19 protein-coding genes are annotated in these 20,718 nt (G+C 41.3%); 2 read left to right on the top strand and 17 right to left on the bottom strand.

Annotation, left to right across the window (positions count from 1 at the left end):
- Window positions 1-80 precede the first annotated feature (80 nt).
- On the top strand, window positions 81-1,418 hold the full coding sequence (locus ACM0P2_RS09835; protein ID WP_032094220.1) for an APC family permease: 1,338 nt from the start codon (window positions 81-83) through the stop codon (window positions 1,416-1,418).
- A 106-nt stretch (window positions 1,419-1,524) separates the two neighbouring features.
- Here the strand turns inward: ACM0P2_RS09835 and ACM0P2_RS09830 are convergent, their stop codons facing one another.
- From ACM0P2_RS09830 to ACM0P2_RS09805, 6 genes are read right to left on the bottom strand one after another with little or no spacing between them, the layout of a single operon-like run.
- The gene (locus ACM0P2_RS09830) at window positions 1,525-1,728 is read right to left on the bottom strand and encodes a hypothetical protein (RefSeq protein WP_032094221.1); all 204 of its coding nucleotides are present in this window, start codon (window positions 1,726-1,728) and stop codon (window positions 1,525-1,527) included.
- Window positions 1,729-1,780: 52 nt separating this feature from the next.
- Window positions 1,781-2,146, bottom strand: coding sequence for a hypothetical protein (locus ACM0P2_RS09825; protein WP_032094222.1), 366 nt, complete (start codon window positions 2,144-2,146; stop codon window positions 1,781-1,783).
- Window positions 2,147-2,204: 58 nt separating this feature from the next.
- The gene (locus ACM0P2_RS09820) at window positions 2,205-2,858 is read right to left on the bottom strand and encodes a methyltransferase family protein (protein ID WP_032094223.1); all 654 of its coding nucleotides are present in this window, start codon (window positions 2,856-2,858) and stop codon (window positions 2,205-2,207) included.
- A complete protein-coding gene (locus tag ACM0P2_RS09815) occupies window positions 2,848-3,147 on the bottom strand; it encodes a DUF2933 domain-containing protein (RefSeq protein ID WP_032094224.1) in 300 nt (99 codons plus the stop codon). The genes ACM0P2_RS09820 and ACM0P2_RS09815 overlap by 11 nt, the downstream gene beginning before the upstream one ends.
- Before the next feature lie 29 nt (window positions 3,148-3,176).
- A complete protein-coding gene (locus tag ACM0P2_RS09810; protein WP_172602873.1) occupies window positions 3,177-3,533 on the bottom strand; it encodes a cupredoxin domain-containing protein in 357 nt (118 codons plus the stop codon).
- A 9-nt stretch (window positions 3,534-3,542) separates the two neighbouring features.
- Entirely contained in the window at window positions 3,543-5,894 is a 2,352-nt protein-coding gene (locus tag ACM0P2_RS09805; protein ID WP_172602874.1) for a heavy metal translocating P-type ATPase, read from the bottom strand.
- A 793-nt stretch (window positions 5,895-6,687) separates the two neighbouring features.
- On the opposite strand from ACM0P2_RS09805, the gene ACM0P2_RS09800 reads away from it, so the two are divergent.
- Window positions 6,688-7,689 carry a hypothetical protein gene (locus ACM0P2_RS09800; RefSeq protein ID WP_032094225.1) on the top strand — a complete coding sequence of 334 codons (1,002 nt, stop codon included), beginning with the start codon at window positions 6,688-6,690 and terminating at the stop codon, window positions 7,687-7,689.
- Between the two features lie 175 nt (window positions 7,690-7,864).
- Here the strand turns inward: ACM0P2_RS09800 and ACM0P2_RS09795 are convergent, their stop codons facing one another.
- From ACM0P2_RS09795 to ACM0P2_RS09745, 11 genes are all read right to left on the bottom strand, one after another.
- On the bottom strand, window positions 7,865-8,935 hold the full coding sequence (locus tag ACM0P2_RS09795; protein WP_032094226.1) for a hypothetical protein: 1,071 nt from the start codon (window positions 8,933-8,935) through the stop codon (window positions 7,865-7,867).
- 507 nt (window positions 8,936-9,442) lie between these two features.
- Window positions 9,443-9,790 (bottom strand): cupredoxin domain-containing protein, encoded by a 348-nt coding sequence (locus tag ACM0P2_RS09790; protein WP_052009990.1) that lies wholly within the window; start codon window positions 9,788-9,790, stop codon window positions 9,443-9,445.
- 164 nt (window positions 9,791-9,954) lie between these two features.
- Window positions 9,955-10,308, bottom strand: a complete 354-nt coding sequence (locus ACM0P2_RS09785; RefSeq protein WP_032094227.1) for a hypothetical protein — start codon at window positions 10,306-10,308, stop codon at window positions 9,955-9,957.
- Window positions 10,309-10,402: 94 nt separating this feature from the next.
- Complete coding sequence (locus ACM0P2_RS09780; RefSeq protein WP_052009991.1) at window positions 10,403-10,771, bottom strand: hypothetical protein; 369 nt, start codon at window positions 10,769-10,771, stop codon at window positions 10,403-10,405.
- A 321-nt stretch (window positions 10,772-11,092) separates the two neighbouring features.
- On the bottom strand, window positions 11,093-11,575 hold the full coding sequence (locus ACM0P2_RS09775) for a YybH family protein (RefSeq protein WP_032094229.1): 483 nt from the start codon (window positions 11,573-11,575) through the stop codon (window positions 11,093-11,095).
- Between the two features lie 46 nt (window positions 11,576-11,621).
- A complete protein-coding gene (locus ACM0P2_RS09770) occupies window positions 11,622-12,548 on the bottom strand; it encodes a copper resistance D family protein (RefSeq protein WP_032094230.1) in 927 nt (308 codons plus the stop codon).
- A gap of 28 nt (window positions 12,549-12,576) precedes the next feature.
- Window positions 12,577-12,999 (bottom strand): copper resistance CopC family protein, encoded by a 423-nt coding sequence (locus ACM0P2_RS09765; protein WP_032094231.1) that lies wholly within the window; start codon window positions 12,997-12,999, stop codon window positions 12,577-12,579.
- Window positions 13,000-13,181: 182 nt separating this feature from the next.
- The gene (locus ACM0P2_RS09760) at window positions 13,182-16,319 is read right to left on the bottom strand and encodes an efflux RND transporter permease subunit (protein ID WP_032094232.1); all 3,138 of its coding nucleotides are present in this window, start codon (window positions 16,317-16,319) and stop codon (window positions 13,182-13,184) included.
- Window positions 16,316-18,148 carry an efflux RND transporter periplasmic adaptor subunit gene (locus tag ACM0P2_RS09755; protein ID WP_032094233.1) on the bottom strand — a complete coding sequence of 611 codons (1,833 nt, stop codon included), beginning with the start codon at window positions 18,146-18,148 and terminating at the stop codon, window positions 16,316-16,318. Before ACM0P2_RS09755 ends, ACM0P2_RS09760 begins: the two co-directional genes overlap by 4 nt.
- Complete coding sequence (locus ACM0P2_RS09750; RefSeq protein WP_032094234.1) at window positions 18,145-19,506, bottom strand: TolC family protein; 1,362 nt, start codon at window positions 19,504-19,506, stop codon at window positions 18,145-18,147. Before ACM0P2_RS09750 ends, ACM0P2_RS09755 begins: the two co-directional genes overlap by 4 nt.
- A complete protein-coding gene (locus ACM0P2_RS09745; protein ID WP_052009992.1) occupies window positions 19,506-20,030 on the bottom strand; it encodes a DUF411 domain-containing protein in 525 nt (174 codons plus the stop codon). Before ACM0P2_RS09745 ends, ACM0P2_RS09750 begins: the two co-directional genes overlap by 1 nt.
- Between the last annotated feature and the right edge of the window lie 688 nt (window positions 20,031-20,718).

The following is a 20,718-nucleotide window of genomic DNA, read 5'->3' as shown; positions in this document are numbered from 1 at the left end:
ATTTAAAGCTTTAAAAACAAAATAGATTTGTGTCTCCACAAAATAGTCTTTCTTAAACCGCATTTTAAGGAATATTTACAATGAGTTCTCACAACGAAGATTATGAAAAAGGAAGCTTAAGTTTAACCGGTACAATAGCGATGGGCACTGGTGTAATGATTGGAGCAGGAATATTTGCGCTCACCGGTCAAGTCGCGGAATATGCAGGTTCGCTTTTCCCGCTTGCATTCATCATAGCCGCCATCATTAGTGGATTTAGTGCCTACAGTTACATCAAGGTTTCAAACAAATATCCATCTGCGGGCGGGATCGCAATGATATTAAAAAAGGCCTATGGACCAAGTGCCGTGACCGGAGGTGCCGCATTATTAATGGCACTTTCAATGATTATCAATGAAAGTCTGGTGGCCCGAACGTTTGGCACATACACCCTTCAGTTATTTGATGTGCAAGAAAATAGCATATTAGTCCCGATACTAGCTATCGGACTCATCATTTTTGCATTTGTTGTAAATGTTGCGGGTAACAAGGTAATTGGAAGTGTATCTAAGGTTACAGCCGTCTTGAAAATTGGTGGCATATTAATTTTCGCCCTTGTAGCACTCTGGGCAGCAGGGTTTGCTTTTCAAGCCGCTAGTGCTGATGTAAGTGAAAATTCCTCTGCTAGTGGATTTTTAGCTGGGACCGCTTTGGCGATTTTAGCCTACAAAGGATTTACAACTATCACCAATAGCGGCGACGAGGTGGTCGACCCAAACAAAAATGTTGGGCGAGCCATTATAGTGTCTTTATTAATTTGTTTGGTTATCTATTTATTAGTCTGCTATGCCGTAGGCTCCACATTAACGGTCAAACAGATAGTTGCAGCTAAAGACTATGCACTCGCTGAAGCGGCTCGTCCCGCTATCGGACAGTATGGTGTTTGGTTTACGGTGGGTATTGCAATAATAGCGACCGCATCGGGTCTACTAGCCAGCGTTTTTGCGGTTTCGCGTATGTTGGCAATGTTGACAGATATGAATTTGATCCCCCATCGGCACTTTGGTATGCCCGGTAATATTCAAAAACATACTTTGGTCTTTACTGTAGTTGCTGCCGGACTACTTGCCGCTTTTTTTGATCTTTCAAGGATCGCATCTTTAGGAGCCATTTTTTACTTAGTAATGGATATTATCATTCATTGGGGCGTATTAAAGGTACTTAGAAAAGAGGTTGGAGCAAACCCACTGGTGGTGATCACCGCAATTATATTAGATGCTGTTGTTCTTCTCGCATTCATTTGGATCAAAGGCAGTGATGATTTACAGATTATCATCATTGCTGGCATTGGCATTGTTGCCGTTTTTGCCTATGAGCGCTTTTTCCTCAGGCATAAGCGCAAAGATGATGACGATGAAGGACATGCCCATGATGGCTAGAATAAAAAAACTTTGAGGATATAGTGCGGGAAATGCACGTTTATCGGCCTGAACATTCTATAAAATTGAATCAGTCCGATAGACGTGTAGATATGAGCTCTACTAGTTACACCTTCACAGATATTGATTGCTTAATTTCACTCGGCTCGGTCTGGTTATTACCGTTCACTTTATTCGCCTCCGCAATGGCGCTTTCTCCAGCTTCTTTCTTTTTACAGTTGGATGTTTCTGCTTCTGCTGTTTGATGATTTTTTTCCAATTTGTCACTCACAATCGGTCGATAAACTGGCGTGTTGTTAGAAATCTGCATTGATAATGTCTCCTTAAGATTAAAAAGGTTTTGAACGATGTTTTAAGTCTTTTTATTTAGAGCGCTTGCCCAGATCAGTTGTATGGCAGCTCCATGGCTTATGTTTGGCATTTTCGCGAATATTTTCGTCAACAAATTGATAATAGCCTTCTTTGAAATGCGTCCACCAATCGTCCGAAATGTCGGCTCTGTGCGTTCGAACTATATTCTCGATGCCATCCAGTTCACAATGCGTCGCATCATAACCAATATGAAGCGTGTTGGATGACTCTTCAAAGGACACTGCATCAACGCCGATGGTTGAATCTATATCTCGGACAATTAAGTCTAAATTGTCCGCAGTCACACCCGTCAGTCGAAGGTGACGAATTACTAAATTTAATTCATTTACACCAACTCTATGATGTTTGTTACTCATTGTTTTTTCCTGCCTATAAATATGTTGATACCTTCGACCATCGCGTTTTACAAAAACGTTAATTGCCATATTGTAGATTTGAACTGCTTAATTTAGGGAGCCAAGCAGGCGTGTTATCTTTGTATGCTAAATAACGCTCCCCAAATTCGGCTATCGCAGCCTTTTCTTCACGTTTCGCTAAGCGAATATAGACTAGTGTCAATATTGGAAACATGATCAATGTCGGGATGGTGGGCCATTGCAATAAAAAGCCAAACATTATGATAATAAAAGCTAAATACTGTGGATGGCGACATCTTGCATACCAACCTGTATTGGCAAGCGAATGGTTTTTCTGCGCATGATGTAAAACGTTCCACGCAGAAGATAAAATAAAGAAACCAGCAACGATGAGTACATTGCTAGTAATGTGCAATATGCTCCAATGGGCATCCCCCTCAAGACCTAAAATCGTTTGGAGCAAATGTCCATTTTCATGTGCAAAAAAATCTGTGTTTGGGTAAAGCTCTGTTAACCAGCCTGACAAAAAATAGATGGTGAGTGGAAACCCATACATTTCTGTGAACAAAGCAAGTATAAAAGCGGAAAAAGCACCCAAGCTTCTCCAATCGGTCTTTGATTGTGGTTTTACAAAGCTAAATGCAAAAAATATAAAAATGGCCGAATTTATGAAAACTAAGCCCCATAGGCCATAGTCGGATTCACCGTGCATCGTTTTCTCTCTTTTCTTCGATGTTTGTAGTTGTTTTTTGTTGAGGCCTTTCTTTGAACGTCATTTGGTCTTCTTCTGTCTCTTTTTGCTCGTTATTATGACGATCGTGCCCGTGACTCCCATGCATAAAAAAATGCATAAAGGGGCAAAGTAACAGAATCAGGTAAGGCAAATATGACCACACATGCTCGCCATGCTCAAAAAATAAAAAGTAACTCGCAGCAGCAATGAGTCCCAGTGCAGCCCACCCAGAAGGCGTTTTCCAAAATGATAAATTTGAATTGCTCATATTTATTCTCCTTTTTGAAAGCTAACGAATCATTGAACCGTTATCTTCCCTTTATACATTTGCATTTGACAGTGAAACGCGTACTCACCTGATGGTAGCGCTGGAAGAGATATAACTGTCTTCTTATTTAAAGGTAGCCGTTCTGAAATATCTAAATCGGGTATTGATAGCATTTCTGCGCAAGGAGTCGCATCAGCTCGATGAAATACTATTTGTCTTTCTTCATTCGCTCTGATTTTGATGTGTGCTGGTTGGTAAATACCGTCTTTTACCAAGACCTCTAACGAGCCTTCAGCGATACTAATATTGTGCTCTTTGTACAACCAAAACCACCAGACGATTAGAACAATAAGCGCAATTCCTACAAGGTTGATCCATAGCATCATCACAATCTCCTAATGCTCTTTTGCTTTAAACAATCGCAAACGATTGGCGTTGGTGACGACTGTTAGTGATGAAAACGCCATCGCAGCACCAGCTATTACTGGACTTAATAAAAGACCGAAAAATGGATATAAAACACCGGCAGCGAATGGAATACCCGCAACGTTGTAAATAAATGCTCCGAATAGGTTTTGCTTAATATTGGTTAGAGTGGCTTTACTCACCGCAATTGCGTCAGCAAGACCATGAAGAGAGCCCCGCATTAGCGTAATGTCAGCGCTTTCAATGGCTACGTCAGTACCTGTACCTATTGCAAAGCCTACATCTGCGTGAGCTAGGGCGGGTGCGTCATTAATACCGTCACCTGTCATACCCACAATTTCTCCCATCGTTTGATACTCAGCTACTTTATTTGCTTTTTCCTCAGGCATAACTTCAGCCACAAACTCTGTGATACCTGCTTTTTCAGCTACTGCCTTTGCCGTTGAACGATTATCGCCAGTTAGCATTACTACCCGAATTCCATTGTTCTGAAGGCGCTTTATTGCATCAATAGAATCAGTTTTAATTGGGTCGGCAACTGCAATTACTGCAACAAGTAATGAATTAACCGCAAAATACATTGGGGTTTTAGCTTCAGAGGCTAAGCCTTGGGCTTTTTCGACGTAGTCGCTAATGTCAATATTTCGCTCTTTCATTAGCTTTTCGTTACCGAACAAAAGCGTGTCACCCTTAAGCTGTGCTTCAACGCCCTGCCCAGCAATCGAGGAGAACTGAGTGACTTTTTTAGGTAATATGTTTTTTGATTTGGCACTTTCAACTATCGCCATCGCTAAAGGATGTTCTGAGCCTGCTTCGATACTCGACGCGAGCATTAGCACTTGTTTTTCATCTTGACCGGGTGCTAACAATACATCGGTTACCTTAGGTGCTCCCTCAGTAATAGTGCCTGTCTTATCTAAAATCATCGTAGTAATTTTACTGGCTGTTTGCAGCGCCTCGCCGTTTCTTATCAACACACCAGCTTCTGCGGCTTTGCCTACTCCTACCATTACTGACATCGGTGTCGCTAAACCAAGTGCACATGGACAAGCGATGATGAGAACTGTTGTTGCCGACACAATTGCGTAAGCAATAGCTGGAGACGGCCCAAAGTTTAGCCAAACTAGAGCGCTTATTACGGCGATGATCATAACAACGGGCACGAAGTAAGCTGAAATGATATCGGCTAAACGTCCTATCGGAGGCTTTGAATTTTGAGCGCGTTTTACCATGTTGATAATTTGAGCAAGCGCCGTATTTTTGCCTACGCGCGTTGCCTTAAAAATAATTGAGCCTGATTTATTAATCGTACCAGCGACGACTTCTACCCCCTCTGTTTTTTCTACAGGCATCGGCTCACCGGTCAACATAGATTCGTCAACTGTGGAGTGTCCTTCTACCACCACGCCGTCTACTGATATTTTTTCACCTGGCCTGACTCGAATAAGCTCATCGAGCAATACTTGTTCTATTGGAATGTCTTCATCTTTATCGTTTCTAATAACACGGGCTGTTTTAGCTTGCAGGCCAATTAAACGCTTAATCGCTTCTGAAGTCTTACCTCGCGCTTTAATCTCAAGAGCTAAGCCAAGATTGATTAAACCAATAATCATTGCAGTCGCTTCAAAATATACGTGTCTTGCCATTAGGGGAACCACATCAGGAGCAAACACAACCACCATTGAGTAAAGCCAAGCAGTTCCTGTTCCGAGAGCTATTAATGTGTCCATATTCGCAGAATGATTTTTAAATGAATTCCAAGCGCCCACATAAAAGTGTTTACCCGCAAAAACCATTACGCCAAGAGTCAGCAATCCGACGGTTAACCAAACGAGTCTTTCTGTAGTAGTTGTTACTGTCATTTCGCCAAAGACCAGACTGTAAATCATCAATGGCACACCAAGCGACAACGCAACGGCCATTTCGCGCATTAATTTTTTGTAGTATTGCCAGTCGGCTTTTTCTTTTTCGTCCAGAGCTTCTTGCTCAGAGTCGCTGTCGTCTAATTTTGCTTTGTATCCGGCTTTTTCCACCGCTTCTATAATATTTGAAACCGATGTATCTCCAGTTACCGTGACAACACGCTGAGCGAAGTTCATCTCCGCTCGTTCAACCCCAGGCAGATTGTTTAATGCCGCCTCAATTTTGTTGACGCAGCTGGCACAACTGGCTCCTTCAATTATAAATCGATTTTCTGATAGATTATTGGGCTCTTGGTTGGTTATGTCTTTGACCGCAGGAGTTTCGCTCGCTGATTGGGCTTGCTTGTTACAACAACAGTTATTCGCTGTCTTTTGGGTAACTTTTTCAGTTGCTGTCATTTAGACTCCGTCGTGTTATTGGCGCGTTTAACTTTTTTCTGTGCTCTGTATTTGCATAGATTCATATTTTTTTGACTCTAATTGCATAGTAATTAGGGGCAATACGGGAACAAGACAAAAAGCAATAAGGTTGCTTTTATATTAAACATAATTTTAACGGTGTAAGATGTTAGGAACACGGCACTGGCATTACAGTTTGATTACTTTTCTGTCATTTATGAGATAAATAATTGGTATGCGCAAAAACGACAATGTGAACGGCTACTAATTGACTAGAAGACTTTTAGCTAGAAATTGGACTCACCCAACATTATGAACATCTTTAGGCTATTATTCGCGAGAAACGAGGTCATCAGTAATCAATGATGTAGCCCTGAATTTTAAATTAAATTACCACTGACTACGCACAACTTTTTGCGCTTCGAGATAAATATTGATAAGTGAAGATTCACAAAAATGTATCATACTTTGTGGACGTTTCGACTGGCTGGATTGCCCAAGATAGCGGACGGATCTGTTTAGATGAATTTAATCCCTTCAGAGCGATAAACAGACATCAGATGGTCAGCTCGGGAGAATAGACCCCTAAAGACAAATATTAGAAATTCAGATTTGAAAATTCGGGGCTGGCCACACTTCGTAAAGCAGAAGCTCTAGACTCAATCAGATTTGGCCTGATGAGGCGTAAATTTCTTGATTAAAGTTAATTATGCACAAAATATAGGATCTGTAATTGCGATTGTTGATATTGCCCCAACTGTATTAGTAATCCGAATTGTAGGTGAAAAATAGTTTGAATAGTAATATTGAACATTTGGAAAAAACTCTTCCAGAGGACTTGACCATTTCACTCAGGCAGTTTGAGAGTGAAGAGTTTGCAAAAAAATTTGGAGAAACTTGCATATATATTTTGAGCGAGCTCTCCAAACGTTTCAACTTGTCTAATTTGGACGGAGTAACGATTGCTTATGATTATTCGAGTGAGGTCGCGGCAATAGATCGAGGTTCTAATGGTTTTGGTGAATTAAAACCAAGCACAGGTGATGTAGAAGGAATCGCAATGGCTCCCGCAGTTATGCGAGACGGTAAAATCAAATCTCATCTTATATTAAATGCTAATTATCTAGTTCCTATGCTAGATTTTAACGGAGAGCATATAGAAAAAGGTATAAACGTAATCGCACACGAGTGTGCGCATGTAGAATCAAATCACGCATTTTACGAGTGCTTTCCAGAATATTCATACGGTAAGATAATTCATAGCGTAACCGAATATCTAAGAATACTTGCTGGTCAGGCATCTTGGGATGAGTATTTTGCAACAAAGCTTTCCGCCACGATCGGAGACAGTGATCCAAAAGCTTTTCAAGAGACTTTTTTGCGTGTTCTAGATACATCCGAAAAGTCCATCTACTCAGTTCTTATTGACTACCAGCACCATCATGATGTAACTAAAGGTATCGAAGAAGTGGGAAACGCAGTTATTGAATTAATGAAGTTTGCTTCATATATGATTGGTGACTGCATAGGTAGAAAAGAAAGCCCTTCAGAAATACCAAATGTAAGAGCAGCATTGGATAAAAGCTGGTTCACACCTTATTTTTTCGAGTTGGTTAACTCTCTTAACGCACTTGATGAAGACTATCCTAATTGGCCTTCGTTTGAACCTTTCGAACGAGTTATGAGGCTTTACGATAGCGTTTTAGCCCACTATGGTGTAGTTGTTGAAAGTAGCGATTCAGATTCACCTTACGTTCATTTTTATAAAATGCCATTTTATGATGACTACTTTTAACAATACGTTTAATTTTTTAACTGACCGAGAAAAGAATGCTGAACGTCATTCCATTGATAACATATTAAGCTCAAACAAACCTGAGTCCTCTATAGGCAAACAATGGACATTAAACGCCTTAATAATCGACATCCGGTATGGCTGTCCTGCGTCGTACAAGCTATTGATTGACTTATTAAGCATAAATTCCCGGATATACCAAATTAATTGCTTCACGCACATCATCTGTATAGTTGTCTTCCACAGAATCTAGATACCTGTGAAACTCATCCCAGTTTCCTACAGAAAATATCTTTGTATCATAAGGTTCTAAAAGCATTGATTCAGGGTTCTCGCACCATTGCTTCATGGCCCTGTCTATAAAAATTGCATCGCTGTAAGGACCGAAAACAGAAATGCACTCAGAATCATAGAATAGTCCAGCCAGTTTCCGGCGTGCATTGATGGGGTTAGTGTATGCTCCGTTCTTGACCATCTTTCGTAAAACCGCAAAGATTCCACACGAAACCTTTATATTTGGAATGCTTGTAAAATAATGCGATGAAAAAAATGCGCTTATTCTTCTTAATCGCTCATCAATTTTCATGGTTGTTCTATCACAATGAAGTAGCGATTCTACGTACATCGTGTCCATTGGGGCATCCATATAACTCATCAGGTTTCCAGTTCCAACATTGGCAACCATCTGCAAATACTGATTAAGCAAAGATATCCCGTATCCTCTGGCCTCCATACTTACATCTTCTTCGAAGGAAGTTGTCAGTTTTGCCCAGTCCGGGAACAGATTTACCAGACCTTCGATTGCAGCAGCCTTTCCTTGTCGCATAGCCTCTAAGTCTCCCAAGTAGGGACGTAAATCGATCCAAATATAATCATCCCATCCATGGATTTCATCGCGAAATGCATCGCGCTCTTCGATAGGTTGAATAATTTCTGAATTGGACCTAAATGCGTCAAATAATCGATGCATTTGTTCCAGCTTGATCTCGTAGGCTTCTCTAAATTTATAGCCGCGTGCAGTTTGCTTTATGAATTTATAGAGGTTTTCTTGTTGCTCGTGTCTCCACAAGTGCGTTTCGTCTGTATGAACGGATGAATATGGACATACAACTAATTGCCTAGCAGCCATGTCTTTTATGCGATTGGCCGCATCTATAAATGATCGCTCTTGATCCCTAAAAGCATGAGACAGAAAAAACTGATCAAGATAAATTATCTTTTTTCGAATATCTGGGAGAGGGAACATTGTCCGTTCTCCACAACTATTACACCCTCTATTTAGGATGTTTCTACTGACATTGACGTTCCCATACTTTCCTGTAACACCGCACTTGGGGCATGGTTCATCAAGATATCTGGATATCAGCACGCTTTTTTCCTTGTGAGCTTAACAACTTAATATCGAACCCATGGGTCATTTATATAATTTGTTGGTTTTAATATATTAACTGCCGTGTTGCCAAAGATATATTTTTAATCATTAATTAATTTTTTAAGAAGATAAAACGATCATAGGAACGTTTTTTTGAATATAGGAGTAAGTCATTGAAACGTCTGTTTTACGCACTTTGTAGTCTATCAGTCATCTTTGACTGGCATCAATAGACAAGGATCAGGCTTTCCAAAGGCAGGCTCCAAACTGCTGTTTCAGATAAGAGAAGAGCCGCCGGTCGGAGTATATCAATAATCAAAAAGTAGTATGATACTCTTTTGTAAAGCATGACACTTTCGGTGTTTGTCAGCCTACACCGAGCTACACTATTGTAAGCTTCCCAGAATACACATTCATCGCGCTATAAAACTCATACTCGCCTGGCGGATAAGCAGAAAAGTTCACCGATACTTGTTTATTAAGTTTGAGTCTTATCGATAATCCTAGCTCCGGAAAAAGTAGGTATTCAGAGCATAAATTTGAATCCGTTCTCAGAAAAACAATTTGATTAGCTTTACGAGCTTTCAATTTAACCCTTGCGGGTTGATAGTGTAAGTCTTTTACCTCGACTAAGATGCTGTCGTGTCGATGTCGCTTTTTAATGTACTCGCGAAAACTTAGTATTAGTAGTAAACATATTAAAAACAATGCGCCGCTAATCCATGGCATTTTAGAATCCTTTTATACAGTTCGCTGAACAGCTACTTTTTGATTATAAAGAAATGCTCGTTCGAGCGATATTTAAGTTAGCTGGTACGTCTTGATTAATCAGGAGAGCGAATGAAAAAATAGGGCAGCAATTGCTACCCTTTATTGGTTTGAGCAATGTTTAATTATTTATCGAACTCCACCATATCATGTTGGTATATTTCTCCTGTGACCACACTAGCGCTTGCAAAGTGTTCATCCTGCTTTTCTCCGAGCCTCACTTTTCCCACAAACTCACGAGAATAGCCAGTTTCACCCTCATTTATAACAAGCTTATCCATTACCGTTCTGTAAACGTTAAATACATCGCCTGTTTCGAGGCTTTCTGTGTTTGCAACGCAAATAAGAAGAGTGTTGTCACCTTTAACACTAGCAACTTGGCCGCTCATTACATAATCATGGTATAAACTGTTGGCACAACCGCTTAGAAGCGCAGTTGCGATTAATATCAGTGTCGCTAATTTAAGTGTTTTATTCATTTCAAATTCCCTTAATACGTTTATCCTTAGCTCAAAACGCAACTACCTTGCTATTAAGCGGCGCAAACCAGCATGCATATTAGTTGCTTGATATCTATTTGTGTTCATGCACCTTTTTGGATTTTTCTACGGTATGCTCCATCATTTTTTCCATCATCTGAAGGCGCTTTTCCATCATGGACATTTTCATTTCAGCAGACATTTCCTTGCCATGCATCATGCTTGAATCACCTTTAGAGTGATGCATCGTGCCCATCATGTCTTGCATGCTTTTAGCATGCTCATTGAGCATTTGTTCTCGTTTCGCTGGGTCGTTTTCTTGTTTTATTTTCTCTAAGGCACTGTTCATTTTTGTAATGTGTTCATTCATCTTTTCTATCGATGCATCATCCATCATATTCATCGGCATATGCGATTTATCGCTGTGTTGATGCGCACTGGTGATACTTAATGGGGAAAACATCAAAAGTGAGGAAAAAGCGATTATAAGTAGGTTTTCATATTCAATTTCCTTGTTGTTGAGTTAATGATTTCTGTCTTTCGATGCAAACAAAATCTGCTTATTGCATCAAATTTTGAAATGTAACTGTAATTCAAAATAAACGTTGTTTCACGGCAGAAGCATTACAATTTAATTACCTTTTGGTAATCAAACTTTGTGTAGTAATTAACTTGCAGGAGCGTTAAGCGGACTAGCATGAAAATGCGAAAGGTGGAAAAAAATTTGGCAATAAGATAAACGCTGCCGCCCCATTAATAACAAGAAGTCGACAGCGCGGTGTTTTTAATTAGACCAATGAATATGCGTGATTTTCCAATCATCATTCAACTTTTCTAAACCTATGGTTTCGTTCCCAATATGGTTTACTTCTTTTCCTTTGTATTGCCCTTTCACCAAGCTTCTCGACAAAGATATTGCATATGTGCCGTTTTCTTTTACATGATGCTCTATAAGCTCAATTTGCATTTGTGACAAATACTTCATATCAGAGAGCATATGATGACTTGCATACTCTTGGGCGCTTCGCTCCACACCCTTTCCTTCAAAAATTAAAACATCATCTGCCAAAAGGCTTGCAGCTAAGTCGCCATTCCCTGTTTCTAAAGCTTTATGAAATTTAAGCACTAACGTCGCTGCATCAGAATCTGTTCCGCTAAAGTACTGTGATTCTTCGTTGTGTTTCTCATCTCCATGAGCACTAACTACTGCACTAAATGACAATAGAAATGCAAAAACAGTCAAGGGTCTTAAAGCAGTCATTTTCATAAACATTTTCCTTTTCTTATTTTGGCGAAAACGCCGATTATTTATGTTAAAGGTTCGGGCTCAGCGCAGTAGTTAACAGCGCTGTAAGAGACAAAATGAAAAGCCCAATAATGAACTCAAATTTGATTGATTTGAGTAATTTAAAGCGCACATTTTGATCCTTAGGTAGCCTAGGTACCCAAAAAAGCTTATGCCCAGCTGCTAACGTGAGCATTAGAGCAACTGCAAAAAGTTTGGATAAAAAGGCAAGTCCATATTCAGTGAATATAAGGGTCGATGGGGAAGACAGTAGCTGTATCAACATTACTACACCAACTGTGACTAAGATAAACACCAACACTATGGCAATGTTACCGTAACGTTTCATGACGAAAGCTAATTCGGAGTGATTGAGTAATCTACAAGCAGTAATCAGTGGGTATAACGAGCCTACCCATGTCAAACCAATGAGGGAATGGATAAAAATTTGAATTTCGCCCAACGTGACAAACTGACTAGCATGTCCGGTCAGGGAAAAAGTAAACGCTAGCGGCAATGAAAACATTGCGGTGCTTGTTAGCAGTAGCTTGGATGACACTAAACTCTGGTCACGTTTGAGTTTTTGTAATAGAAACCACGTAAGCAACGCGAACAAAACAAAGATAGCGCTACGAATTGCGGCAATAGTTCCTACCTGTGAGTGCCACATCATCTCCACCATGAAAGGAGAAAACATACCCGCTAATCCTTTCTCCGCCATATAGCCAGTCTGAAGAAAAAAACCAGCGACACTAGCAAAAAAGCCAACAACTGAAAGGCGAACAGAATAGTTTAAGGTAACCAGTTGCCAGCTTTTATGAGCCTTGAATGCTACGCGCTGCTTGCTGCCTTTTAAAAGTAACAAAGTAGCGCTAGAGCCCATAACACCCATCATACCTAAATAGACTAGGAATTTGCCTAACACTAAAAATGCGGTCCACCATTCTGGCAACATATCGATTTACCTATTTAACTCTTAATAACTAATGAGTCATACCTGAATGATCCATCGAAGTATTTTTCATGTCTTTGTGCTTCATTCCTTTCATTTTTTTGCTCACATGCACCATAAATGAAAGCTGTCCCTTCATTTTATGACCGTCATCTCCCATAATGGTCCATGAGACTACGTAAGTATCCACAGCAAGCAAAGGTAAGCTGAAACTATAGTTTTTGTTTGCGTCCATCGAAGGTTCAAAGCCAACATCCACAAGCTCACCTTTTTTACTTTTAACCTTTAAGTCAACAAGACGCACATCATCTGCAAAATTGAGATCCAGGTTGTCTGGACTTTCCATCAACATAGCATTGTCTTTCGGCATTGATGAGGCCAACGATGTATGAGCATATGCTTGTATGCTTAAGCTCAGACTTAAAACGAAAAGTGCGATGATTATTGATTTCATATTATTTCCTTAATAGATAGTTTGTTTAAATAATGTAGTTGTTCTTGTTTGTTGTCGTAAAAAGTGAATCGTTGGTGATAGGCCGAATGTCACGGACGCATAGTCGCGGGCGAAAAAGTTCGCCACGCTACTACATGTCAATAGTCCTCTTATGAAATGTCGTTCCTTGCTTGAAGCTAGCATCAGAAAGTATCCAGCAAGTGTTGAATTTGCCTTCTCTTCCACAGAAAATAAATTGCGGGTAAAACCAACAAGGTCAGTAGTAAAGCGCTAACCATGCCACCAACCATCGGAGCAGCAATACGACTCATGACTTCAGACCCAGTGCCTGAGCCGTAAAGTACGGGTAATAAGCCAAATATTATGGTCGCTGTGGTCATCATAACCGGTCGGACACGTAATCCAGAGCCATGAATAACCGCTTCAGTTAACATGTTTATGGTGGGTTTGACGCCCTCAGATTTACATTTTTCGATTAAGGCTTGATACTCCTGATTTAAGTAAACAAGCATAATTACGCCAATTTCTACGGCAACACCTGCAAGTGCAATGAAGCCGACGCCGACGGCAACTGAAAAGTTAAAACCCTCTATGTACATCAGCCAGATACTTCCCACCATAGACAGTGGTAAAGTCCCCATAATGATCGCTACTTCGATGAAGTTGCGAAAATTGAGATACAGTAGAATAACGATGATAGCTATGGTCAAAGGAACCACATAGGTTAATTTCTCTTTAGCCCGCAACATATACTCATATTGTCCAGACCACTTCACCGAATAACCTGCCGGTAAGACTAATTGCTCGCTCACTGCTTTTTGGGCTGAAACCACATAGGAACCAATATCTACACCATCGATATCCACATACACCCAGCCATTAAGCCGTGCATTTTCACTTTTAATACCTGGAGGACCATCTTCAATATACACATCCGCCACATCGGCCAAAGCAATTCGTTTACCCTGTGGTGTAACGATAGGTAATAAAGATAAGGACTCAGGCGATGAACGATAAGACTGAGGATAACGAACATTTACAGGGTAACGCTCTAAACCTTCAACACTCTGAGTCACATTCATCCCGCCGATAGCACTTGAGACAACTTGTTGGACGTCAGCGATGTTTAGACCATATCGTGCTGCCTTTTCGCGCTGAATATCTACTTTGACATAACGTCCTCCTGCGACACGCTCAGAATAAACAGAAGCAGTGCCGTTAACATCGGAAAGTATGGTTTCAATTTGCTGTCCGATTTTCTGAATTTCCTTGAGATCAGGGCCACCAATTTTAATACCAACGGGCGTCTTTATACCTGTTGCCAACATGTCAATTCTAGTCTTAATTGGCATTACCCAAGCATTCGTTAGGCCCGGCAATTTGACCACTGAGTCAAACTCCTTTATTAAATCATCAGTTGTTAAGCCTTCTCGCCACTCCTCTTTAGGTTTTAATTGAATGAAGGTTTCTATCATCGTTAAAGGAGCCGGATCGGTTGCGGTATCAGCGCGACCTACTTTCCCAAACACGGTTTCGACTTCTGGGACCGTTTTGATCAGCTTATTGGTTTGTTGCAACAACTCTCGGGCTTTGCCAATCGATATACCCGCATAGGTTGTTGGCATGTACATCAAATCCCCCTCATCCAAAGGTGGGATAAACTCGCTGCCAATCTTGTTCACAGGCCACAAACCTATCGCTAGTACTAAAGCCGCAGCTAACATCGTTACCTTAGGGAAACGCAGAACAGTTCTAAGCGTCGGCATGTACAAAAAAGTTAAGAAACGATTGACTGGATTTTTGCTTTCAGCAAGTATTTTACCGCGCACAAAATATCCCATAAGAACGGGCACAAGCGTAATTGCAAGAGCTGCTGAGGCTGCCATTGCATAGGTTTTGGTAAAAGCAAGCGGTGAAAACATGCGCCCCTCTTGTGCCTCAAGCGTAAACACAGGCACAAAACTGACTGTTATAATTAGAAGACTGAAAAACAATGCAGGGCCCACCTCAGATGCTGAATCCACAACTATTTGCCATCTATTCTCTTTGGTTAAGGGGGTGCGCTCCATGTGTTTATGCATATTCTCAATCATCACAATCGCCCCGTCGCTCATCGCACCAATAGCAATAGCAATTCCACCCAATGACATGATGTTGGCATTAATACCTTGCATGTACATCACGATAATTGCTGTGATAATCCCTACTGGAATACTAATGATCGCAACAAGTGACGAACGTACATGAAACAAGAATGCAATACACACCAGTGCAACGACGATAAACTCTTCCACTAATTTCGATGCAAGGTTGTCTACCGCTCTTTCTATTAGTGCAGAGCGATCGTAAACCGTGACAATTTCGACCCCATCGGGTAAGCCTTTTTTAAGGTCTTCAAGTTTTGCTTTGACGCCGTCAATCGTTTTTTGCGCATTTTCACCAAAGCGCATAACAACGACACCGCCAACGGTTTCCCCTTCACCGTTTAACTCAGCTACCCCCCTTCGCATCTGTGGACCAAGACGAACATCAGCAATGTCTTTTACCAAAAGCGGCGTTCCATTTTCGTTTACACCCAAAGGAATGAGCTCAATATCCCTTTTACTCTCTATGTAACCTGTGGCACGGACCATGTATTCAGCTTCAGCCATTTCGATGACCGATGCGCCTACTTCCTGATTTCCGCGCTTAATCGCCGTTTGAATGTGAGAAAGCGGAATGCCATATGCTCGCAACTTCTCCGGATCGACCTGCACTTGATATTGCTTTACCATGCCTCCAATAACTGAAACTTCAGAAACGCCTGGCACCGTTTGAAGCTCATACTTAAGGAACCAATCCTGTAAGCTTCGTAGTTGGCTGATATCGTTTTGTCCCGTTTTATCAACAAGTGCATAGAGATAAACCCAACCCACGCCGGTAGCATCTGGCCCCAATTGTGGTCTTGCGTTTTCGGGTAGATTAGGAGCAACTTGCGATAAATATTCAAGCACTCGACTACGCGCCCAGTACAAGTCGGTGTCGTCATCAAAGATGATATAGACATAAGAATCGCCAAAAAACGAATATCCTCTCACTGTTTGTGCCCCGGGCACTGACAGCATTGCGGTAGTCAAAGGATAGGTAACTTGATCTTCTACCACTTGAGGCGCTTGTCCTGGATAACTAGTTTTTATAATTACCTGTACGTCCGACAAATCGGGTAATGCATCAACCGGCGTGTTTTTAATGGCAAACAACCCACCACCCACGAGAATAAGCGTAGCCAGTAGAACAAAAAATCGGTTATTGACCGACCATCTAATTATGGCAGCTATCATTGATGAGCTCCTTGATGGTCTGAATGATTAGAATGATCCATGTCTTGGGTATCGTTCATGTCTGTCATCGAGCCCATGATGTGGACAGTTGCCACTTCAAAACTTCCAGAGTCGGTTTTGACAATTTCCATGTGCAGTGACATACCGGCTTTCAATTCTTCAATAGCAACGCTATCGGCAACATCGAAATCCATTGTCATACTCGGCCATTCCCACTCATCAATAGGACCGTGATCAACGTTGATTTTTCTGCTCTCCATCATCACGTTATTTATGGTTGCCTCTGTCCAAACCGACATAATAGGCTCTTCCATACTGTGCATTGCGTCATGACCTGAATCAGTGCTCTCCTCAGAGCTATCCATGTCATTCATCGAATCCATGATATGAACGGTGGTTACTTCGAAACTTCCAGAGTCAGTTTTAGTGATTTCCATATGAAGTGACATGCCGGCTTTCAACTCATTAATGTCGACGCTTTCGGCAACGGTGAAATCCATTGTCATGCTCGGCCATTCCCACTCTTCAATAGCGCCATGATCAACATTTATCATTCTATGATCTGTCATCACACTGTTTACGGTCGCCTCGGTATATACCGACTGCGCAGTCGCTTCAGGCTCCTCCATCCTTTTGAAATCAGAACTAATGCTGCTTTCTGAATCGAGTAAGAATTGTGCTGACGTAACGATTTTGTCGTTGAGTCTCAAGCCTGATAAGATCTCTGTATATTCATCAACTACCTGTCCTACTTCTACTGACACCGACTTAAACTTACCGTCTCCAAGTGCTAAAACCACTCTATCTTGGCTACCAGTTCTAATTACCGCCTCAGAGGGCACGAGTAAATTCTCACCTGTTAAATCGGAATGGATCGTTACCTGAGCGAACATGTTAGGTTTTAGTGCATAATCATCATTGGTAAATCTCAGTCTGACTTTAAGCGTCCTAGTCGTTTCATCTAGGGTTGGATAGATATAATCAACCTCTCCTGTCCACTCTTTACCTGGGAGATATTCTAAAGTCATAGTCACAGGCAAACCCTCTTGAATTTGAGCAGACTGTCGCTCAAACACCTCAGCATCGACCCAAACTTTATCCAAGGCACCAATTGATAAAATTGTCAGTCCTGGCTTTACGTAAAACCCTTGACGCACATTCAAGTTATCAACAAAGCCAGTTTGGGGTGCATAGAAGGTTATTGTTTGCTGAACTTTACCAGTTGAGATAAGCGATTGAATCTCAGATTCTGGCATTTGCAGCGCTTTTAACCTTGTTTTTGAAGCCTCTATCAGCTCCTTATTTGAGCGTTTTAAGGCAATAAGATATTCTTCTTGAGCATTTACAAGTTCGGGAGAATAAAGCGCGTATAGTGGCTCGCCCTTTTTGACATATTCGCCCGCTGCTTTTACGTATAGCTCATCTATCCAACCCTCTACCCTTGGGTGAATATGAACGAGTGTGTCCTCATTATATTGGATATAACCTACTGTTTTTATAGGTACGTGCAAAGACCGCTTTTCCACTTTAGCAGTACGCACACCTAGATTGTTCACTACAGTTGGCGAAATCTTCACCGTACCTGGGCTATCGCCAGCGCCTTGTTCATCTTCGTAAACAGGTACTAAATCCATGCCCATAGGGGACTTCCCAGGCTCATCTCTTCTATAGTTTGGATCCATTGGCGCAACCCAATACAAAGGCTGCTTTTCTCCAGCATCCGCCGCACTATCATGTGAGTCATTTGAGCTTGGTAATATTGAGTAGGTAAGAGCTGTCATTACAGCGCCTGCTATCACGCCTATAGCGATTGCGTTAACAGTTTTCATTGGTTTGCTCCAAATTCAGATACAGCTTTAAGACTCTGCTCAGAAAAAAAGTAATTTAGTTGAATGTTTGTTTTAAGTAGTTCGACTTCGATTTCTAATGCGTCAATACGAGCATTTAGATCAGCAATCCTAGCTCTCACAACTTCAGCAAAATCACCGTCATCATTGGTATAAGCTGTTAACGAGGCTTCGGCTTGTTCGCTTGATTGCTGGAGAATATTCGTGCGATATAAGGTCTGTCTCTCCAACAGCCGTTCTCTTGCTGCAAAAATGGATTGCATTTGAGCAAGCATGCCTCTAAGCACTAATCGTTTTTCAGTTTTAATTGCTTCTGATTCGTTAACGGCGGCGCTTACTTCTTTATCTTGTTTATTTTCTGTAAACAAAGGGAGGTCAAAGCTAACGCCGATTGAAAGAAAATCTGCTCGGCTTCTGTCCATTTGGTCATCTGCTCGATATGCATAACTGGCATTTACTCCCCATTGCGGCTTGTATTGTTGTTTCGCTAGTTTAATGCCAGTCTGACTAGACTTTATTCGGCTTTCAACAGCTCTTATTAGAGGATGCGAGATGAGTATATTTGCCAACATTTGTTGATTATTAGCTTTTAATATCTTGTAGTAGGCGTTCTCTATTCCTTCAATTTCTGGCAACGTTTTTGGTAGTTCAAGAGAGGCAACATTTACCGAGTTATTGAACGCGCCTGAATCGCCGCCGGTCAACCATTCTAAAAGTTCGGCCGAGGCTCTTTCTTTTTGAGAAGATAGCTTTGTGAGTCTGTCTTCAAGTCGCGCTAGTTCCAACTGCGCTCGGATAATATCTTGTTGCCTGACTTTACCGACGGCAGAGGAGTAATTCGCTTCTGCAATTTCACTGAGTTGTTCAAACAAAGATCTGTCTTTCTCAATTAGCGAAATGCTTTGCTGCGCTAGATAAACGTCTAACCACTTCATAGAAACGGCAACTTGTGTTTTGGCTATTCTGTCCAATCGCATAAATGGATGCTGCGTTGCCAATTCTTCGAGTTGCTTGCGTCTAATACTCAAGCTTTCTCCACGAGGAAACATCTGTGAAATGCCAGCTTTAATTTGAGTCATAGGCTCTTGGTCGAATGCGAAACCATCAGTAGGGACGTTTGCCAACCCTAATGACACAACTGGATCAGGCAAAGTATCTGCGGCGATACTTGAAGAAATAGTTGCGTTTTCCCGATATTGGCTACCTTCCAACCACGGGTCCTTTTGAATAGCTTGGGCAACAGCCTGCTGCAAAGTAAGGGGGGTCTTTTGTTCTGCTGATATTTGACTACTTGTTGTAACAAGCAAAATTAGGCATGCAAGGCCTTTAAAAGCACTCATCAGAATTGCTCCTCATACGAATTCACCTCTGCAAAAACCTCTGCTGTACCGTCATCTTTGAGCAATAACACTTGATATGGTCTGAATTGATCGCCGTTCTCCATTCCTGGACTGCCAACAGGCATACCCGGCACCGAGAGGCCGATTGTGCCTTGCGGAACATTATCTAAGTATTTAACAATAAATTTGACGGGTATATGACCTTCGAAAACATACCCTTCAGTTGACACCGATGTATGGCAGGAGCGGTACATTGGCTCGATTCCGAGATCTTGTTTTTTAGTAGTGAGAAAAACAATATCATCTACATCGGTTTGGATGCCTTGAGATTCAGCATGATCAATCCATCCCTGACAACATCCACACGACTCGCGTTTAAAAACGTCCAACTTTAAACTTGGCTCAATATCTTGGGAATTGGTCTTGTTTTGTTCAGTAGTAATTGATTCATTTGTGCATGCAACGACGATAGTCACTGAAATAAGCAGCACTAATTTAGTAAAAAGCAATTTTATTGGCTTCATTTGATTTCTCTTTCTAACAATTTAAATGTCGGCCACAGCCTTCATTGGGCGGCGTTCGATATTGGAATTTTGACGAGCTTCGCCAAATTTTTGGAGTTAGGCTAAAGAGCGTTTTGGGGGACGTTGCAAGCGACCAAGGACAGCATCATCTGCATCCGTGATAAAAGTGTTGGGCTTAAGGGATTTGAAGTCGATTGGAGTTAAAATGTCAAAATTCACGAGCATCGCGATGGACACGATGCCTAGTGGACAAGCACACCCGTCGCCACAGCAATCCGCGTCCATCTGACTCGTCTCATGGCTATTTTGTGATGAATTATGGTCGTTATCCATAAGGTGTTGCTCATGCATATCGTTTTGCATGTCGCAGCCAGGGCTGGACATCGCAAACGAATCTGCAACTTGAGTGCTTAAAAATATTATAAGCAAAACAGTTTTAATGCATTTACTGACCAAACCGACCCTTAATGAATAATCTAATACGACTTTACTATTCTTGAAATACCTTTGATAAGGTATTCTAAATATAGTTCCAGTTGAAGAGTATAGTTAAGCAACATGGCAGTGCGATTACCTGCTCATTACAATGTTGTAATCTAGTCAGAGCAATCGTTGGTTATTTTTATGCATTGGAATATATTGCTTGTGAGTGAGGTACGTTTTGTTGGCCCGAGTTGCAACATCCAAT

The sequence above is a fragment of the Alteromonas sp. OM2203 genome, assembly GCF_048517045.1.
In the GTDB taxonomy this organism is placed as follows: domain Bacteria; phylum Pseudomonadota; class Gammaproteobacteria; order Enterobacterales; family Alteromonadaceae; genus Alteromonas; species Alteromonas gracilis.
Note: the sequence above shows the minus strand (reverse complement) of the source record. Positions and strands in the feature narration are given on the sequence as shown.

Excerpts from the sequence above, each read along its gene's own strand:
- ACM0P2_RS09835 (WP_032094220.1), top strand. The coding sequence starts at position 81 with ATGAGTTCTCACAACGAAGATTATGAAAAAGGAAGCTTAAGTTTAACC.
- ACM0P2_RS09830 (WP_032094221.1), bottom strand. The coding sequence starts at position 1,728 with ATGCAGATTTCTAACAACACGCCAGTTTATCGACCGATTGTGAGTGAC.
- ACM0P2_RS09825 (WP_032094222.1), bottom strand. The coding sequence starts at position 2,146 with ATGAGTAACAAACATCATAGAGTTGGTGTAAATGAATTAAATTTAGTA.
- ACM0P2_RS09820 (WP_032094223.1), bottom strand. The coding sequence starts at position 2,858 with ATGCACGGTGAATCCGACTATGGCCTATGGGGCTTAGTTTTCATAAAT.
- ACM0P2_RS09815 (WP_032094224.1), bottom strand. The coding sequence starts at position 3,147 with ATGAGCAATTCAAATTTATCATTTTGGAAAACGCCTTCTGGGTGGGCT.
- ACM0P2_RS09810 (WP_172602873.1), bottom strand. The coding sequence starts at position 3,533 with ATGATGCTATGGATCAACCTTGTAGGAATTGCGCTTATTGTTCTAATC.
- ACM0P2_RS09805 (WP_172602874.1), bottom strand. The coding sequence starts at position 5,894 with ATGACAGCAACTGAAAAAGTTACCCAAAAGACAGCGAATAACTGTTGT.
- ACM0P2_RS09795 (WP_032094226.1), bottom strand. The coding sequence starts at position 8,935 with ATGTTCCCTCTCCCAGATATTCGAAAAAAGATAATTTATCTTGATCAG.
- ACM0P2_RS09790 (WP_052009990.1), bottom strand. The coding sequence starts at position 9,790 with ATGCCATGGATTAGCGGCGCATTGTTTTTAATATGTTTACTACTAATA.
- ACM0P2_RS09785 (WP_032094227.1), bottom strand. The coding sequence starts at position 10,308 with ATGAATAAAACACTTAAATTAGCGACACTGATATTAATCGCAACTGCG.
- ACM0P2_RS09780 (WP_052009991.1), bottom strand. The coding sequence starts at position 10,771 with ATGTTTTCCCCATTAAGTATCACCAGTGCGCATCAACACAGCGATAAA.
- ACM0P2_RS09775 (WP_032094229.1), bottom strand. The coding sequence starts at position 11,575 with ATGAAAATGACTGCTTTAAGACCCTTGACTGTTTTTGCATTTCTATTG.
- ACM0P2_RS09770 (WP_032094230.1), bottom strand. The coding sequence starts at position 12,548 with ATGTTGCCAGAATGGTGGACCGCATTTTTAGTGTTAGGCAAATTCCTA.
- ACM0P2_RS09765 (WP_032094231.1), bottom strand. The coding sequence starts at position 12,999 with ATGAAATCAATAATCATCGCACTTTTCGTTTTAAGTCTGAGCTTAAGC.
- ACM0P2_RS09760 (WP_032094232.1), bottom strand. The coding sequence starts at position 16,319 with ATGATAGCTGCCATAATTAGATGGTCGGTCAATAACCGATTTTTTGTT.
- ACM0P2_RS09755 (WP_032094233.1), bottom strand. The coding sequence starts at position 18,148 with ATGAAAACTGTTAACGCAATCGCTATAGGCGTGATAGCAGGCGCTGTA.
- ACM0P2_RS09750 (WP_032094234.1), bottom strand. The coding sequence starts at position 19,506 with ATGAGTGCTTTTAAAGGCCTTGCATGCCTAATTTTGCTTGTTACAACA.
- ACM0P2_RS09745 (WP_052009992.1), bottom strand. The coding sequence starts at position 20,030 with ATGAAGCCAATAAAATTGCTTTTTACTAAATTAGTGCTGCTTATTTCA.